Raw genomic sequence first — 15,213 nt, forward strand, 5'->3', positions numbered from 1 at the left:
GTGGACACACCTTACTGCGTCCACTCAGGGAACGGGTCGGTAAATTTGTGCCACGCGACTTCATCACGGGCCAGTTCGTCCTCGCTTAGCAGGCAGGCATCAAAGGACGCGCGCAAGGCTGCCTCGTCCATTCCGGTGCCGATCAGAACCAGCTCCTGTTGACGATCCCCGAAACGCTCATGCCAGCGGCTTCGGATGATAGCCTGTGCTTCGGGCTCCTGCGGCCAGGCGTGCCTGGGCACGGCCGCCCACCAGGTCCCGGCGCGTCCGTGACGCGAGACCGCGCCGGCTTGCGACCATTCGCCGACTGCATGGTTGCGCGAGGCCAGCCAGAAGTACCCCTTCGAGCGCACGACGCCCGGCCACTCGCTCTGAATCCAGTCGAAGAAACGCTGCGGATGAAACGGACGGCGCGCGCGGTAGACGAAGCTGGTGATGCCATATTGTTCGCTTTCGGGAATGTGTTCGCCGCGCATCTCCTTGAGCCACCCAGGCGCTTGCGCAGCGGCTTCGAAGTCGAACAGGCCGGTATCGAGAACCTGCCCGATCGGCACCTGGCCAAAGCGGCTTTCGACGATCTTCGCGCGGGCGTTCAGCACTCGCAGCACGCCTTTGAGCAACTCCAACTCGCTTGCGCTCACAAGGTCCGTCTTGTTCAGCACGATCACGTCGCAGAACTCGATCTGCTCGGTCAGCAGATCGACCACGGTGCGGCGGTCTTCCCCACCCATCGTTTCGCCGCGATCCGCCAGGAAGTCGTGGGAACCGTAGTCGCGCACAAAGTTATAGGCGTCGACGACCGTCACCATCGTGTCCAGGCGAGAGATATCCGAGAGGCTGTGACCTTGTTCGTCGCGAAACGTGAAGGTTTCCGCCACCGGCAAGGGCTCGGATATGCCCGTGGATTCGATCAGCAGATAGTCGAAGCGCTTCTCCCGCGCGAGCCGCTGGATCTCGATCAGCAGATCCTCGCGCAATGTGCAGCAAATGCAACCATTGCTCATTTCGACGAGCTTTTCGTCGATGTGCGAGAGCTGGCTGCCGCCGTCACGAATCAGCTGAGCGTCGATGTTGACTTCCGACATATCGTTCACGATTACGGCCACCCGCTTGCCTTCGCGGTTATTCAGGACGTGGTTCAGGAGCGAGGTCTTGCCCGCGCCGAGAAAGCCGGACAGTACGGTGACGGGGAGCTTGTGCATGGGAAAAGTGGAGCCTCAAACGTGGTGAAGAAGATCGCATGAATCGACACGGCCAGCCTGCTGGCCGAGGCGGGTGCGCGGCAAGCAGGCGCGATCCTTCGTGTCAGTTCTGCAGGACTTCGCCAACCATACAGTTGTCGAGGCCCGCCTTGATAAGGTCATGTGGCAACTGTTTGCCGATGAAAACAATCCGGGTTTCGCGCGTTTCATTCGCGCCCCAGGACTTACCGATATCCGCGCCAAAAATCATATGTACGCCCTGGAACACTGCGCGACGGTCGACACCCGCCAGGTTCAGCACACCCTTGTAGCGCAGCATCGCGGCACCATAGATCGCAACCGTGGCGCTGAAGAACGCCTCGAGCTTGTCCCGATCCAGAGGCGCAGTAGTGCGGTAGACGAAGGACGTCACATCGTCGTCATGCTCGTGCGAAACGTCTTCAAGGAAATCGGGCTCGATGTCGACAATGGCATCCAGACTGAAGCTGCGGATGTCGAGCAGTTGCTTCAGGTCCGTCTCGCCAAAATGTGCCGGCCTGATCGTCGCGCGCGGGTTCATCTGCCGCAACCGGCGCATCAGTTGCTGCGCCTGCTCTTCGCCAACGAGGTCCACCTTGGATACGAGGATACGGTCCGCGAATCCGACCTGCTCCTGCGCTTCGTGATGTTCGTCGAGCTGCTCGCCGCCATGCCGTGCGTCGACCACCGTCACGATGGCGTCGAGCAGGTATTTCTCCTGCACGACATCGTCAACAAAGAACGTTTGCGCGACGGGCGCCGGATCGGCAAGTCCCGTTGTCTCGATGATGACCCGCTCGAATGCGAGTTCTCCTGTCTCCCGTCGCGCGGCGAGCGTCGAAAGAATGCGCACCAGGTCGCCACGCACCGTACAACAGATACAGCCGTTGTTCATTTCGACAATCTGCTCGTTACCGTCCTGCACCAGCAATTCGTTGTCGATGCCCGCTTCGCCGAACTCGTTTTCGATGACCGCAACGCGTCCGCCGTGATGCTCGGTCAGGATGCGGTTGAGCAAGGTCGTTTTTCCGGCGCCGAGGAAGCCGGTCAGGATGGTCGTCGGGATACGCTGGAAGCCGGTTGCATCTTGCATTGCATTCTCCTGTGAGCGGCACGCGCTCAAGCATGTTCGCCCGTCGAGGTGCCCGGGCGCTGAGCAAATGGTTACGGTCGAGATGCCCCCATGCGGTGACAGCCCGCTTCGCTGATGCCACGCTCCGGGACGGCCAGTCTGTCTGCTGGGAACGCTGGACACCGCCAGTGTTATGTTATAACGTATCTAATCCTATCGGATTGTTATTTTTCGTGCCAGGAACGCCAATGAAAAAAATCGCCGCCAGGCTTTGCAACTCCGTTCAGCACCGCGCATCCTGGAGTTCAGGACAGCCAGACCGGTTTGTTTGGCGCGCCGCACTAAAGCCCATCGGTAGCCTTTCGGCTGCATTGGTACTGCTTGCCGTGCATCAGGGAAGCGCCATGGCGGCATCAGCAGCGGCCGGTGTAATCAACGCCATCGGTGTCGAAAACGAGTACGCCGACGTCATCGCCCAGATCGGCGGCAAGTACGTTCAGGTGAGCGCGATCGAAACGGATCCCAATACGGATCCACACACGTTCGAGGTCAACCCGAAGGTGGCAGCGCAGCTTGCTTCCGCCGATCTGATCGTCAAGAACGGCGTGGGATACGACGCCTGGGCCGACAAGATCATCGCAGCCGCGCCCAACAACAAACGCAAGGTCATTGACGCCCAACACCTGCTCGGCCTGCCCGACAGCACGCCGAACCCGCATCTCTGGTACGACCCGAAAACCATGCCGGCGGTTGCGAAGGCAGTGGCAGCGGACCTTTCCGCATTGAACCCTGCGCAGGCAGCCTACTTTCAAGCCAACGTGAAGAAGTTCGACGCATCACTCAAGCCGTGGCTGGCTGCAATTGCATCGTTCAAGGCGCACTACGCGAAAACGCCTGTCGCGGTGACGGAGCCGGTCGCCAACTACATGCTCGAAGCGGTCGGCACCGATATCGCCACACCCTTCAGCCTGCAGGCGGCGATTATGAACGGCACCGATCCCTCTCCGCAGGACGTGACGAAACAGAACGGCCTGTTCACGGACCACAAGGTCAAGGTGTTCGTCTACAACCAGCAGGTCACGGATGCGCTCACACAATCGTTCCTCAATCTGGCCAGGAAAAATGGTATTCCGGTGGTCGGCGTCTACGAGACCATGCCAACCCCCGGCTTTACTTACCAGTCGTGGATGCTGGCGGAAGTCAATGCGCTGGAAAAGGCAGTGACTTCCAAAGTGTCCACCGAAACCTTGCAGGCTGTGCAGTGAGCGGCATGTGCCCTGGCAACGAGGTCCTTGCGGTCGACCGGGTGAGCGTCTCTTTCCCGGGGCACAGCGTGCTACATGAGGTGAGTTTCAGTCTGGAAGCGGGAGAGTTCTGCGGCCTTATCGGTTCGAACGGTTCGGGCAAGACCACGCTGCTGCGTACGATCCTCGGCTTCCAGGTAGCGAGTGCAGGTAGCATCAGGATCAATGGTGCGCGCAGCCTGACCTCGGTGGGTTACGTCCCGCAGAAGATCGCGCTCGACCCCTACCTCCCGATGCGTGCGCGGGATCTGGTGTCGCTCGGCCTCGAGGGCCACAGGCTCGGCTTGCCGTTACCGTCGAAAAAACGCCGCGAGGCGGTCGACGGGATGCTCAAAGCCGTGGATGCAGAGCCTTTCGCGGACCAGCGCATCGGGGAACTGTCCGGAGGCCAGCAGCAGCGGGTACTGATCGCACACGCTCTGGTTCGCCGTCCGCGGCTGCTGTTGCTGGACGAACCTCTGGCCAACCTCGACATGCGCAGCGTCGCCGAAATTGTCGCGCTGTTGCGCCGCCTGAGCGTCGAGCACGGGCTTGCGGTCCTGCTTTCGGCGCATGACATGAATCCCTTGCTGCCGGTGATGGACCGGATCGTCTACCTCGCCAATGGCCACGCAGCGAGCGGGGCGACGGACGAAGTGGTGCGTACCGAGGTCCTGAGCAGACTGTACGGCTATCACATCGATGTCGTCCGCGTGCACGGCCGCGTGCTGGTGATTGCCGCCGGCACCGAGGCCGAAATGCTTGCCGCCGTTCGGCGAGACCCCGCCCACATTGTGCAGGTTCCCTGATTCAAGATGGATTCCCTGCTCACCCTCATCTTTGAACCGGGCTTCTTTAGCAGCGAACCGGTGCATACCGCGATGGTAGTCGGCGGCGGCGCCGCAGTCGTGTCCGGCGTAATTGGCGTATTCACCGTCATGAGGAGCCAGTCCTTCGCCGGCCACGCGCTGGCCGATGTGAGCAGCGCGGGCGGTGCTGCGTCGTTCCTGCTCGGCATCAACCCGTTGCTGGGATTTCTCATCATGGCGGTCATGGCAGCGGGCGGCATCGAACTGGTGCGGGTGCGCCGCGCCCGTGAGCGCGATCTTGTGACCGGCGTCGTGCTGGGCGCGGGGCTTGGCCTTGCCGCGCTGTTTCTTTACCTCGACGTGACATCGAAAAGCACGACTGGAGCGGCGATCACCGTCATGTTCGGATCAATGTTCGCGATTCCGGCATCGATCATTCCGCTCGCACTGGCGGTGGGCACGGGGGCGTTGATTGCCGCGGGCGTGCTTTATCGTCCCTTGCTGCTCAGCTCCGTTGACCCAGAGCTGGCTGCGGTCATGGGCGTGCGGGTACGGACGGTCGGATTCCTGCACCTGCTGGTATTGGCGCTGGCCGTTTCCCTATCAGCTATTACGGTCGGCGCCATCCTGTCGACCGCACTCCTGATAGGTCCGGCGGCGATCGCCTTGAGGGTGGCAAAGCGGCCAGGCTGGGCCACGGGTCTGTCCGCGTTAATCGGCCTGGGCACGACCTGGGGTGGCATCCTCCTCGCGTACGACAGCTACTACTGGACCCCCGGGCACGGCTGGCCAGTGAGCTTCTTCGTGGTGACGCTTATCTTCGCCCTGTATGTCATCACAGGTCGCGCCGGACCTGCACGGAAGCCCCCAACGGGCGCGCGGATCGCCCTGAACGCCCGTGAACCGGGTGAGGCCTGACCATGTTCTCCAGTTTCATGACCAACACGTGGATCGTGGCGAGCATCGTGGCTGCGGTCGCCGGATTCATCGGTTTCTTCGTGGTGATTCGAGGCGCCTCGTTCGCCGCGCACGCCTTGCCGCTCGGCACCTTTCCGGGTGCTGCAGCGGCAAGCCTGCTCGGTATCAATCCGCTCTTCGGCCTGATCGTCTTCGCTGGTCTCGGCGTGATCGGAATCAGTTGGCTGAGCCGGCGCGGAAGACACGAAGTCGCAACCGCCCTGTGCCTCGTCACGCTGCTAGGCTTCGGGGCGCTGTTCCTGAGCATGACGAGCGGGTATTCACAAGCGGTCTATGCCCTTCTCTTCGGCGAAGTACTGGGCGTGAGCAACACCGATCTCGCGCCGGTTGCCGCGATCAGCGGGTTCTCGATTGCGGTTGCGGTTGTGCTCTTCCGGCCACTCCTGCTCAGTTCGGTATCGCCCGATCTGGCGAAGGCGAGAGGCGTATCGAGCCGCGCGATGGAACTTGCGTTCATGAGCATCCTGGCGCTTGCGACGGCAATGGCGCTCCCGGTAGTGGGCGCGCTGCTAGTGTTCAGCCTGATGATTGGACCCGCGGCTGCGGCCCGCTCGCTGACTGACCGGCCGATTCTTGCGATATGCATGTCGGTTGGAATTTCGCTCGTCACGGTGTGGACATCGATCGCCCTCTCCTATGTCTCCAACTGGCCAGTCGGTTTCTTCGTTGGCATGCTTGGGGCCGCCTGTTACGGAGTGGGGCAGGTGTGGACCCGGGCACGAGCCTTCGGGCGCCACCACGACGAACGGCCGGCCTCGGAGGCACCAGTCGGCTCACTGACGGGACCGCCAACCGGCGTGAAGCCGAGCGCATGAGACTTGGCCTCAATCGCGGCAAGCGACGTGCGGTCCTCGTCGAATGCGAGGGTCAGGCTTTCCTGGCCGTAGCTAACGTTGATGTCGGACACGACTGGCAGCCCCTTCATCGCGTTCTCGATCTTCAATGCACAAGACGCGCAGTCCGTGCCCCCGATGCGCAGTTTCAGCGGTTCTGTCGCGGTAAGGCGATTTTGGCGGACGATTGCGATGTGAGAAGGATTGCTTACATCGCCAGCGAGTAGAATTGCCGGGCGGCCGATGGCTTGAGTTTGCCGGAGTCTCTCATCTGCCCCTTGGCGATCATATGCATGAGTTCAATGCCACTCAACAAGATGCGGGCAGAACTGAAATCCTTGAATCCCAACATGGGTCGGGTACGTCGCTTGATCGCCCGATGGTCTTGTTCCACGATATTGTTGAGATACTTGGCCTGGCGGATCTTGATGGGCGTCTCACGCTCGGCGTTCACGGCGTGCAGCCCGGCCAGATTGGCACCGCTTTTGTCGATGGTTACGGTTTCGGGCGCGCCATTCTGATCGACGGCCTTCTCGAAGTACCGTCGGACCACTTCCTTGTCCCGCTTGGCTCGCAGCAGGAAATCAACCGTGTTGCCGGTCTTGTCGACGGCGCGGTAAAGATACTTCCATGTGCCCCGGACCTTCACATAGGTTTCGTCCATCCGCCAGCTCTTGCCGACCGGGCGCTCGCAGCGGCGGAACGTCTTTTCAAGCACTGGCAGAAGCTTGATGGCCCACCGATGCACGGTCGAATGATCGACCGCGATCCCGCGTTCGGCCATCACCTCCTCGAGATTGCGCAAGCTCAGCGGGTAGGCCACGTACCAACGCACGCACACCAACATTATCTCGAGCGGATAGTGCAACCGCTTCAGCACTTCGGCTACCGCCGGACTCAGCGCCTTCATGGCCGTCCACATCATTCTGTTAGGTCCCGCAGCATCCCAGCTTCCGCCATTGCAACAGAACCGTCGCAGCAATAGCGCTGGCATAATTTCGCGCTATTATTTCTCGATTGGGGGCCAGTAGAGGACAAACATGCATGCGTCTTCAGACAGTACCGATCGCCCATGGAGCGTGTCGCTGATTCAGACCAAGATGCTCCCGCCCCGTCTTCCGTCTGGCTGCGTGCAACGATCCGTGTTGCTTAAGTGGTTGCGTAAGCAGCCGGTTCGCAGCATCACCGTCGTGACCGCCCCGGCGGGGTTCGGCAAGACGACATTGCTTGCTGGTTGGTGTGAAGCGCTGTCGCAGCGAAAGCATGTTGTTGCATGGCTCAGCCTCGACGCAGAAGACGATGATCCGCAGCAGTTCTGCGCTTACCTGGTGGCCGCATTCGCCAGGGCCTCGACGGAAATTGCCTCGCAAGCGCAACAGATCCTTAATAACGATCCGCTGACTCCTATAAGAACGGTCATTTCACTACTCCTGAACGGGATCGCTGCATCCGGCAGGCGCGTTTTCCTCGTGCTGGATGACGCCGACCGTCTGACTGCGAAACCAGTTCTTGCGATTACTTCCCGTCTGCTTCGCTATGCCCCCGAGAACATGCATATCCTGCTCGGGGTGCGAGGTGAACCGGCCTTGATAGTTGGTCAGTTTCGAGCTCCAGAGGAACTAGTTCGTATTGATGTCGACGATCTCCGTTTTTCGATCGCCGATGCGCAGGCATTTTTTGACCGGACAGGCACCGTGCCGCTTGACCGGACCAGTGTTGAGTTGCTGAACGAGGCAACGGAGGGGTGGGTCGCTGGCTTGCAACTTGCTGCTCTTGCGCTACGCGATGTGGGCGATGCGGCCAAGGTCGCCGGTGCGCTGGTCGGAGTCAGCTCCGGAATCGATTCGTACCTGAACGATACCGTGCTCGCACATCTGCCGCTCCATATGCTGAAGTTTCTGCTGTACACGTCGATTCTTGAACGACTCGCCCCTGAGTTGTGCGATGCCATCATGGGCAAGGGAAGTGGAAGCGGGGGCGAACTCGACTGGCTCGAGCGGCACAGCGTGTTCATCCGGCCGCTGGATGAAACACGGCACTGGTACCGCTATCATGCGCTCCTGTCCGACGCACTTCGTCGGCGCCTTCTTCGCCAGATGCCGCAACACGTCCCGTTGCTGCACCGTCGTGCGTCCCAATGGTTTGCAGGAGCACGTCTTTGGCCCGAGGCAGTCAGACATGCCTTGGCTGCAGGCGAACTCGAGCAGGCGGCACAGTGGGTTGAAAACTGTGCGACGGAGATGCTCGAGCGCGGTGAGTTGAACACGTTGCTAGGATGGATCGGAAAACTGCCACCGGATGTCATCCAGAAACGGCTTCGTTTGCGCCTGACGAAAGCATGGGCGCTCGTGTTCTCGATTCAGCCGGACGCCGCCTCAAGGGAGGTTGCTGCTGTTAACAACGAATTCTTTCGCGGGCGTCGCAAGGATACCAGCATGGTAGAGGAAGCGGCATTGGCGGAGATCAACGCGGTCACCGCACTGATCGCCACCATGGTGGAGGAAAGCGAGCGGGCGCTCGCACTAGGGCGTGCTGCTCAAGCCTCAATGGCGCCTACAGCGCCGTGGGTGCAGCGCTGTGCGCAATTCGCGCAGCTCTTCGGCTTGATGCACAGGGGTAGGTTCGACCAGATACGTGAAATACGCGACGCCGTCGGCGAGCGAGTTGAACAGGGTCAGGAGCCCGACTACTCGGATATGTTTCGACGCTCGTCGTTCGGTGTTGCTGCATTTATGCATGGCGAGCTGTCTGAATCAAGGCGAATTTTTGAGGCGATGTTCCACCGCATCGAAAAAGCATGGGGCCACTCGTCATCCTGCGCAACCTGGGCGGCCAGTTGCCTTGCTGCGATCTACTATGAGTGCAACGAACTGCCTGAAGCGCGGAGGATGATCGCGGGCCGCACGACCGCTGCACTGGAAACCTCGCCGCTAACTGGTTTGATGCGCCATATACTGTCTGCAGCACGCTTGCTGTGGCGCGACGGGGAGATGGGTTCGGCGCTGGCTATTCTCGAAGACGGTCGACAGGCCGCCGTAACCCGACACTGGCTACGTCTGAAGTTGGCGCTGGATGCCGAAACGGTAAGATTGCTCCTTGTAGAAGGCAACGTTGCTCAAGCGAGACAGATCGCCGACGAACTGAGCAAGAGCGTGCCAATGATGTGCGAAGGGCGGACTGGGTGCGCGGTAGACACCTGGACGAGCTATTGTCTCCTGCAGGCTCGCGTACTGATCGCCGGGGATCGTGCAGATGAAGCCGTCACGCTTCTCACACCTTTGCTTGATACTCTGGCTGCTACGGGCAGGCGCTATTCGGAGGCTGTGGTTTCCTTGCTGTTCTCATGCGCGCTCGCGCAATGTGGAGCGTCCGAAAAGGCGCTTGGTGCGCTCGAACGAGCGCTACGGCTCGGAAGGCAGAGCGGCATGATTAACAGCTTCGTGGATGAGGGGCCACCCGTGCGCGCGTTGCTACAGCAATTTCGCTTGGCTTCAGCGAATGTTCCTACGGCAGAAACGGCGTATGTCGACAGGCTGCTTACAGCTTTTGATGCCTTCGGCAATTCACCGGCTGCGTCGCCCGCGCATGTTGAGGCCGTGCCGCTGTCACCGGATGTTCTTAGTGCGAGGGAGTTTGAGGTACTCGAGTGCGTTGCCCGCGGTCTTTCGAACAAGGAAATCGGCCGGTCGTTGAAACTGGCACCCGAGACGGTCAAGTGGCATCTGAAAAATATCTTCGAAAAGCTCGACGTAAATTCGCGAATTGACGCCGTACAGAGAGTTTTTGGACTTGGGGTAGGAGAGGGCCGCGCGGCCATGTAGTGACGAGCCATATGCAATAGCCCTCACCAGATTCGGCGCGGACGTCCCCAGATCGCCTGGACTTTTTTCTCAGAATCACAAGCGCAGCCGCTTCGGCCAGCGCCTTCTCCTTGCGCTGCAATTCCTTCTCAAGCTGCTGGATGCGCTTCTTGTCATCGACGCGGAATCGACAATCCCGGACAAGTAGCGTCCAGGGGTCTGCGTGTTACTTCTTGAATGTGCCGAGCAGTTCGGTGTGCGCCACGACATGGCCTTGCATCGCCTTTTCCAACGCCGCCTTTGTGGGCTTGTGAAGATCGGGCAGCACGGTGTCGAGCGCGTAGAGCTTATGGAAATACCGATGACGGCCAGTGGGCGGGCATGGGCCGCCATACGTGGTGCGATGGAAGTCGTTGGTGCCTTCAAGTGTGCCTGCCGGAAGCGCGCCCGCAGTGACGCCCTCCTGAACACCAGGAGCCGTCGTCGGGATGTTGTAAAGCACCCAGTGGACCCATGTCATCCGTGGCGCGGCCGGGTCGGGCGCGTCGGGGTCGTCGACGATCAGCACGAGGCTTTTCGCGTTGGCGGGTACCCCGGACCACGAGAGCGGCGGGGAGACGTCCGCGCCCGTGCAGGTGTAGCGCCGAGGAATCTCGCTTCCTTCGTGGAAAGCTTGTGAGGTGAGGGTGAAGGCCATGGTGCGCTCCTCGGCGTCAGCCCGCGCCGCCAGCTAATGCTTGCGATGCATCCAGCTCATATGATGCGTGTCGAGCCACTGACTCAGGCTCTCTCCCGGGTGATCGTGCCTGTAGCGCCTGGACAAGGCCGATGCAACTACAACGAGAACCACAAGGCCAACCCAAAAACTGATCATTGATTGAGCCATGGCAGCCTCCTTGGGGAATGCGACTATCCCTAAATTGTAGTCATTGGCGGCCGAACTGGCTCAACTCGAAAAGGCGGTTTACAGCCTGAACGGCCACGTCAATGATCCTCCCGATCTCCAGCGTGCCGAAACCCGTTTTTGCGTGATCGCCACCGCATCTGTTGCAGTGCGGCACTCCCCAATCGACCCAATATGCGGGACGACCCTGGATTGCCGCGCCGCTGCGCTCCCCCTACCATCAACTCCCCGCGCCATTGCAGCGAGCGCGCCATCGGCAGGCGACGTCAAAAGCGAGTGCTTCAGCCAACACAATCCATACAGCACCTACTCAAGCTATCAGGAGGCAAGCATGCTCAGCGCCCATGAATTTGCGACATTGATGCTGGTCAGGGATTCGGCTGACCACATTGCCGAGCGGGAAGAACTCGATACGCTGCTTGAACGTCAGCTCGTCACCATGGAGAGGCTTGCCGGCGGGGCAGTGCGACCTCGCGTGACGCAGGACGGCGATTCGCTCCTTCGTAACCTCGCGCGCATTCACTGAGAAGTCGAAACCTGCCGGCTGTCGGCTGGGACTCGAGCGAGCAGCTAGCCTCAACCGACGAACCGCGAAGTACCGACGAGCCCTCGGATCTTCGACTTCCTCGTAGTCGCCGGGGTGGAATGCCAAATTCCGCATGGAAAGTACGATTACCCCTTGAAGGGCGCCTCGAAGACATGAAGGCTGAAGGCTGTGCCCGGAGACCGCGCCAGATAGTTGCACCAAAGCCCCGGAAAGGCACTCTCTAGCTGACGAAGGGCAGCTTCTCGTCGCGCGCAGTCGCGAGCATCGACAGCGTGATCTTTCGCACCTCGAGCTTGCTTTGCGTAATGTGAGCGCGCAGCAGGATGGCAGCCTCGCCAAACTTGCCGCGATCGATGAGATGGAGCATCGCCGAATGCTCGTCGTACGTCGCGCTCGTGCGATGCGCCTTGAGAAAATCGAGCCGCCGCACGATGCGGATGCGCTCGGTCACTTCGTTGTGCACGCGCAGCATCTCATTGTTGCCGGCAGCACTCACGAGGCCGCGGTGAAAGCCCTCGTCGAGCACGAACATCGTGGCCGGACGGCTTTCGCGTTCCCGTTCGTCAACGCACCATACGGCTCGCAACGCATCCATCGCATCGTGTGGCGCTCCCGAGAGCCGCTCGAGCGCCGCCAGTTCGAGAACGATGCGCAGGTCATACAACTGGTCGAGTTGATTGAAGTCGATATCGCAGACTTTCCAGCCGCGCCGGAACCCCACCTCAAGATAGCCTTCGCGCGCGAGACGGAACAGCGCATCGCGCATCGGCGTGCGCGACACGCCGTGGTGTTGGGCAATGTCGTTTTCGGAAAAGCGGTCGCCGGGAAACAGTCGAAAACTGAAGATGTCCTGCTTGATGAGCTGATACACCTGCTCGGCGAGGGGGTTTGCGCTGTAGGTCACCTTCGTGCCGGATGCTGCGGGTGCTTCGGCGGCGGCTTCGGTCAAGTCGTCCATGAGTCAGGTATCGATAAACGTCGAGAGTGGTGCGGCGCGTCGGTGCAATGGTGGGCGACGGGGGCCAACTCCCTATTATCCGCCCTTAAACGGGCTCGATGAGGCTCACGTGCGCCGCCACGATCGTCCAGCCGCCGAACATATCGTTCGCCTCATGCAGCCGCGCCCAGGTCTGCATCTGGCGGCCCGTCAAAGGCGTGGTGTCGCTCGTGAACTCAGTGCTCACCGTCGCGTAGTCGCCGCCAAACGTCGTCACCACGGTGCGGTGCAAGCGCCGCGAGGGGGGCACCGGCACGCAGGTTTCCCGCCAGCGGAGGATCGCGTCGCCACCATGCTGGATTTCGGCGATGCCATAGCGCACTGTTTCGGGTGCGTCCCAGAACAGGGCGTTCATCGTCTCGACGTCGTTGTCGACCAGCGCTCGCTCGTAAGCCTCGAAAGCTGCCGCGACCTGCGCGACGATCTCGGGCCGGTTCACTTCCATCGTCATCAGTCTGCCCCCAGCAGGGCGTCGAGTGGAGCGGTCCAGCCGACGATGCCGCCCTGCGAATGAATCATTGCAATCGTCGCTTCGCGAAACGCCGGCATGTAGCTTGCCGTCGCGTCCTCGACCAGTAGACACTCGTAGCCCCGATCGTTGGCCTCGCGCATCGAAGTCTGCACGCAGACCTCGGTCGTCACGCCCGCGAACACGAGATGCGTGATGCCTCGTATCGACAGTTCCTCGCCGAGCTGCGTTGCGTAGAAAGCGCCTTTGCCGGGCTTGTCGATGACGAGTTCTCCATCGATCGGCGCGAGCGTGTCGATGATCGCGTTGCCGGGCTCGCCGCGCACGAGGATGCGGCCCATCGGTCCTTCGTCGCCAATGCGCGCATCTGGCATGCCGCGCATGCGTTTGGCCGGGGGGCAGTCGGAGAGGTCGGGTGTATGCGATTCGCGGGTGTGCACGACCTGCCATCCCGCCGAGCGCGCATGCGCGAGCAGCCGCGCGACGGTCGGCACGATGCCTGAAAGCAGCGATACGTCGTTGCCGAGCGCCTGGCCAAAGCCACCCGGCTCGATGAAGTCGCGCTGCATGTCGATCACGATGAGCGCCGTATGACGCGCGTCGAACGTGAACGGCGCGGGCTTTGCGCTGGCGATGGTTGTCATCGCGACATTTCTCCGTTTGCGTTGTGTATCGTTCGCGCGCCGCTCAGGCGCTTGCGTGCAGCTCCGCCGGCTCAGCCGTCTGCGGCCTGCCTTCGTCGCCATGGCCCGCCATGTAACGCCCAAGCACCACTCGATCCGCCTCGTTTGCTGCAGTCTCGTAGACGAGACGTCCCTCGGCCATCACCACGATCCGGTCGGCAAGCTCCAGCAGTTCGTCGAGATCTTCGCTGACGAGCAGCACGGCCGCACCGGCATCGCGCGCCGCGAGAATGCGGGCGTGGATGTCCGCGACGGAGGCAAAGTCGAGTCCGAACACAGGATTCGCGACGATCAGCACGTTCACTGCGTGCCCAAGCTCGCGAGCCAGCACGGCGCGCTGTACGTTGCCGCCCGACAGCGAGCCGATGGCGCGCTCGGGCAGTGGAGGCCGCACGTCGAATTCGGCGATCAGCCGCTCGGCGCGCGAGCGCATGGCGCGACGATCGAGCCACCATCCGCCGCGCCGCAGCGGCGCGCGGTCGAAATCCCGCAGCGCCATATTCTCGGCCACGCTCATGCCTGCCACGCAAGCATTGCGCAGCGGCTCCTCGGGAAGGGCGAACACGCGCATGCGTGTCATCTCTTCGCGCGTCGCGGCATAGGGCGAACCTTCCACGGCCATCGCGCCCGACTGGGCCTTGCGCTGCCCGACGAGCGCTTCGATCAGTTCCTTCTGACCGTTGCCGGAGACGCCCGCAAGCCCGAGGATCTCGCCCGCGCGCACGCTCAGCGACGCCTCGCGCACGGCAGCGTGCCCACGCTCGTCGACGACCGAAAGGCTCGATAGCGAGAGCCGCACCGGAGCGTCGGGCGAGTGCGGCCGGCGCGCAAGCCTGAACTCATCGGTGTCTTCAGCGGCGCCCTCACGCGTTTGCGCGCTTGCGTCGCTGCCCATCATCCAGGCGGCCAGCCGGTCGCGGTCGGTGTCGGCCACCGCGCAGGTGCCGACGAAGCGGCCCTTGCGCAATACCGTGACGTTGTCCGAATAGGCCATTACCTCGCGGAACTTGTGAGTGATCATCAGCACCGTGAGGTCACCGCGCGAGGCAAGCGTGCGCATGAGGCCGAGCACTTCGTCGGCTTCCTGCGGGGTGAGCACGGAGGTGGGCTCGTCGAGAATCAGGAAGCGCTGCTCCAGATACAACTGCTTGAGAATTTCCAGCTTCTGCTTTTCTCCCGCCGCGAGTGACGAGACCGGCGCATCGAGTTCGAGGCGAAACGGCATGCGGCGCATGAAGGCGTCGAGCGCGTTGCGCTCGGCCGCCCAGTCGATCTTCCATGACAGGTTGCCGCGCGCAAGGAGCAGGTTCTCCTCGACGCTGAGCCCCGCCGCGAGTGTGAAATGCTGATAGACCATGCCGATGCCGAGCGCTTGCGCATCGCGCGGGGATGCGATGCGCACCTCGCTTCCATCGGCCACAATCGTGCCGCGATCGAGCGGGCCGTAGCCCACGAGCCCCTTCACGAGCGTGCTCTTGCCTGCTCCATTTTCGCCGAGCAGCGCGTGAACCGTCCCGGGCGCAACCCTGATCGAAACGTCATCGAGTGCGCGGAACGTCCCGAACGACTTGCTCGCGCCGATTACCTCGACGCCGAGCGCGCGTGTCGCGGTGATCAT

Annotated in this window: 14 protein-coding genes and 2 pseudogenes; 6 read left to right on the forward strand and 10 right to left on the reverse strand. The window is 61.7% G+C overall.

The features are described 5' to 3' along the window. Positions 1–11 precede the first annotated feature (11 nt). On the reverse strand, positions 12–1,202 hold the full coding sequence (gene zigA / locus OKW27_RS05530; RefSeq protein ID WP_184071862.1) for a zinc metallochaperone GTPase ZigA: 1,191 nt from the start codon (positions 1,200–1,202) through the stop codon (positions 12–14). 103 nt (positions 1,203–1,305) lie between these two features. Continuing rightward, positions 1,306–2,313, reverse strand: coding sequence for a CobW family GTP-binding protein (locus OKW27_RS05535; protein WP_429332785.1), 1,008 nt, complete (start codon positions 2,311–2,313; stop codon positions 1,306–1,308). Between the two features lie 227 nt (positions 2,314–2,540). On the opposite strand from OKW27_RS05535, the gene OKW27_RS05540 reads away from it, so the two are divergent. Genes OKW27_RS05540 through OKW27_RS05555 form a run of 4 tightly spaced genes read left to right on the forward strand, consistent with a single transcriptional unit; the run spans position 2,541 to position 6,177 of the window. Then, a complete protein-coding gene (locus tag OKW27_RS05540) occupies positions 2,541–3,557 on the forward strand; it encodes a metal ABC transporter solute-binding protein, Zn/Mn family (protein WP_429332786.1) in 1,017 nt (338 codons plus the stop codon). 5 nt (positions 3,558–3,562) lie between these two features. Continuing rightward, the gene (locus OKW27_RS05545) at positions 3,563–4,384 is read left to right on the forward strand and encodes a metal ABC transporter ATP-binding protein (RefSeq protein ID WP_184059204.1); all 822 of its coding nucleotides are present in this window, start codon (positions 3,563–3,565) and stop codon (positions 4,382–4,384) included. Between the two features lie 6 nt (positions 4,385–4,390). Further along, positions 4,391–5,302 (forward strand): metal ABC transporter permease, encoded by a 912-nt coding sequence (locus OKW27_RS05550; protein ID WP_429332787.1) that lies wholly within the window; start codon positions 4,391–4,393, stop codon positions 5,300–5,302. A gap of 17 nt (positions 5,303–5,319) precedes the next feature. Then, on the forward strand, positions 5,320–6,177 hold the full coding sequence (locus OKW27_RS05555) for a metal ABC transporter permease (RefSeq protein WP_429332788.1): 858 nt from the start codon (positions 5,320–5,322) through the stop codon (positions 6,175–6,177). Positions 6,178–6,221: 44 nt separating this feature from the next. Here the strand turns inward: OKW27_RS05555 and OKW27_RS05560 are convergent. Together OKW27_RS05560 and OKW27_RS05565 are read right to left on the reverse strand one after the other, a co-directional pair. Beyond that, positions 6,222–6,287 (reverse strand): annotated as a pseudogene (locus tag OKW27_RS05560) (hypothetical protein); the annotation flags it as partial. 116 nt (positions 6,288–6,403) lie between these two features. Continuing rightward, positions 6,404–7,105, reverse strand: a complete 702-nt coding sequence (locus OKW27_RS05565; RefSeq protein ID WP_429332857.1) for an IS6 family transposase — start codon at positions 7,103–7,105, stop codon at positions 6,404–6,406. 169 nt (positions 7,106–7,274) lie between these two features. Here OKW27_RS05565 and OKW27_RS05570 point away from each other — a divergent pair, with 169 nt between their 5' ends. Beyond that, entirely contained in the window at positions 7,275–10,016 is a 2,742-nt protein-coding gene (locus OKW27_RS05570) for a LuxR C-terminal-related transcriptional regulator (protein WP_429332789.1), read from the forward strand. A gap of 55 nt (positions 10,017–10,071) precedes the next feature. Here OKW27_RS05570 and OKW27_RS05575 read toward each other — a convergent pair. Then, positions 10,072–10,170, reverse strand: a pseudogene (locus tag OKW27_RS05575) (transposase); the annotation flags it as partial. Between the two features lie 51 nt (positions 10,171–10,221). Continuing rightward, positions 10,222–10,692 carry a YbhB/YbcL family Raf kinase inhibitor-like protein gene (locus OKW27_RS05580; protein WP_090811205.1) on the reverse strand — a complete coding sequence of 157 codons (471 nt, stop codon included), beginning with the start codon at positions 10,690–10,692 and terminating at the stop codon, positions 10,222–10,224. Positions 10,693–11,230: 538 nt separating this feature from the next. On the opposite strand from OKW27_RS05580, the gene OKW27_RS05585 reads away from it, so the two are divergent. After that, entirely contained in the window at positions 11,231–11,425 is a 195-nt protein-coding gene (locus tag OKW27_RS05585; RefSeq protein WP_184054110.1) for a hypothetical protein, read from the forward strand. Between the two features lie 241 nt (positions 11,426–11,666). Here OKW27_RS05585 and OKW27_RS05590 read toward each other — a convergent pair whose 3' ends face one another. From OKW27_RS05590 to OKW27_RS05605, 4 genes are all read right to left on the reverse strand, one after another. Further along, on the reverse strand, positions 11,667–12,404 hold the full coding sequence (locus OKW27_RS05590) for a GntR family transcriptional regulator (RefSeq protein ID WP_260330550.1): 738 nt from the start codon (positions 12,402–12,404) through the stop codon (positions 11,667–11,669). 85 nt (positions 12,405–12,489) lie between these two features. Then, positions 12,490–12,888, reverse strand: coding sequence for an oxalurate catabolism protein HpxZ (gene hpxZ / locus OKW27_RS05595; RefSeq protein WP_429332858.1), 399 nt, complete (start codon positions 12,886–12,888; stop codon positions 12,490–12,492). 5 nt (positions 12,889–12,893) lie between these two features. Further along, complete coding sequence (locus OKW27_RS05600) at positions 12,894–13,556, reverse strand: cysteine hydrolase family protein (RefSeq protein WP_429332790.1); 663 nt, start codon at positions 13,554–13,556, stop codon at positions 12,894–12,896. A gap of 43 nt (positions 13,557–13,599) precedes the next feature. Beyond that, positions 13,600–15,213, reverse strand: coding sequence for an ABC transporter ATP-binding protein (locus OKW27_RS05605; protein WP_429332791.1), 1,614 nt, complete (start codon positions 15,211–15,213; stop codon positions 13,600–13,602).

The organism is Paraburkholderia sp. 35.1 (genome assembly GCF_050436525.1).
GTDB lineage: Bacteria > Pseudomonadota > Gammaproteobacteria > Burkholderiales > Burkholderiaceae > Paraburkholderia > Paraburkholderia tuberum.

Excerpts from the sequence above, each read along its gene's own strand:
- OKW27_RS05585 (WP_184054110.1), top strand. The coding sequence starts at position 11,231 with ATGCTCAGCGCCCATGAATTTGCGACATTGATGCTGGTCAGGGATTCG.
- OKW27_RS05540 (WP_429332786.1), top strand. The coding sequence starts at position 2,541 with ATGAAAAAAATCGCCGCCAGGCTTTGCAACTCCGTTCAGCACCGCGCA.
- OKW27_RS05600 (WP_429332790.1), bottom strand. The coding sequence starts at position 13,556 with ATGACAACCATCGCCAGCGCAAAGCCCGCGCCGTTCACGTTCGACGCG.
- OKW27_RS05545 (WP_184059204.1), top strand. The coding sequence starts at position 3,563 with ATGTGCCCTGGCAACGAGGTCCTTGCGGTCGACCGGGTGAGCGTCTCT.
- OKW27_RS05565 (WP_429332857.1), bottom strand. The coding sequence starts at position 7,105 with ATGAAGGCGCTGAGTCCGGCGGTAGCCGAAGTGCTGAAGCGGTTGCAC.
- hpxZ (WP_429332858.1), bottom strand. The coding sequence starts at position 12,888 with ATGGAAGTGAACCGGCCCGAGATCGTCGCGCAGGTCGCGGCAGCTTTC.
- OKW27_RS05605 (WP_429332791.1), bottom strand. The coding sequence starts at position 15,213 with ATGATCACCGCGACACGCGCGCTCGGCGTCGAGGTAATCGGCGCGAGC.
- OKW27_RS05580 (WP_090811205.1), bottom strand. The coding sequence starts at position 10,692 with ATGGCCTTCACCCTCACCTCACAAGCTTTCCACGAAGGAAGCGAGATT.
- OKW27_RS05555 (WP_429332788.1), top strand. The coding sequence starts at position 5,320 with ATGACCAACACGTGGATCGTGGCGAGCATCGTGGCTGCGGTCGCCGGA.
- OKW27_RS05535 (WP_429332785.1), bottom strand. The coding sequence starts at position 2,313 with ATGCAAGATGCAACCGGCTTCCAGCGTATCCCGACGACCATCCTGACC.
- zigA (WP_184071862.1), bottom strand. The coding sequence starts at position 1,202 with ATGCACAAGCTCCCCGTCACCGTACTGTCCGGCTTTCTCGGCGCGGGC.
- OKW27_RS05550 (WP_429332787.1), top strand. The coding sequence starts at position 4,391 with ATGGATTCCCTGCTCACCCTCATCTTTGAACCGGGCTTCTTTAGCAGC.
- OKW27_RS05590 (WP_260330550.1), bottom strand. The coding sequence starts at position 12,404 with ATGGACGACTTGACCGAAGCCGCCGCCGAAGCACCCGCAGCATCCGGC.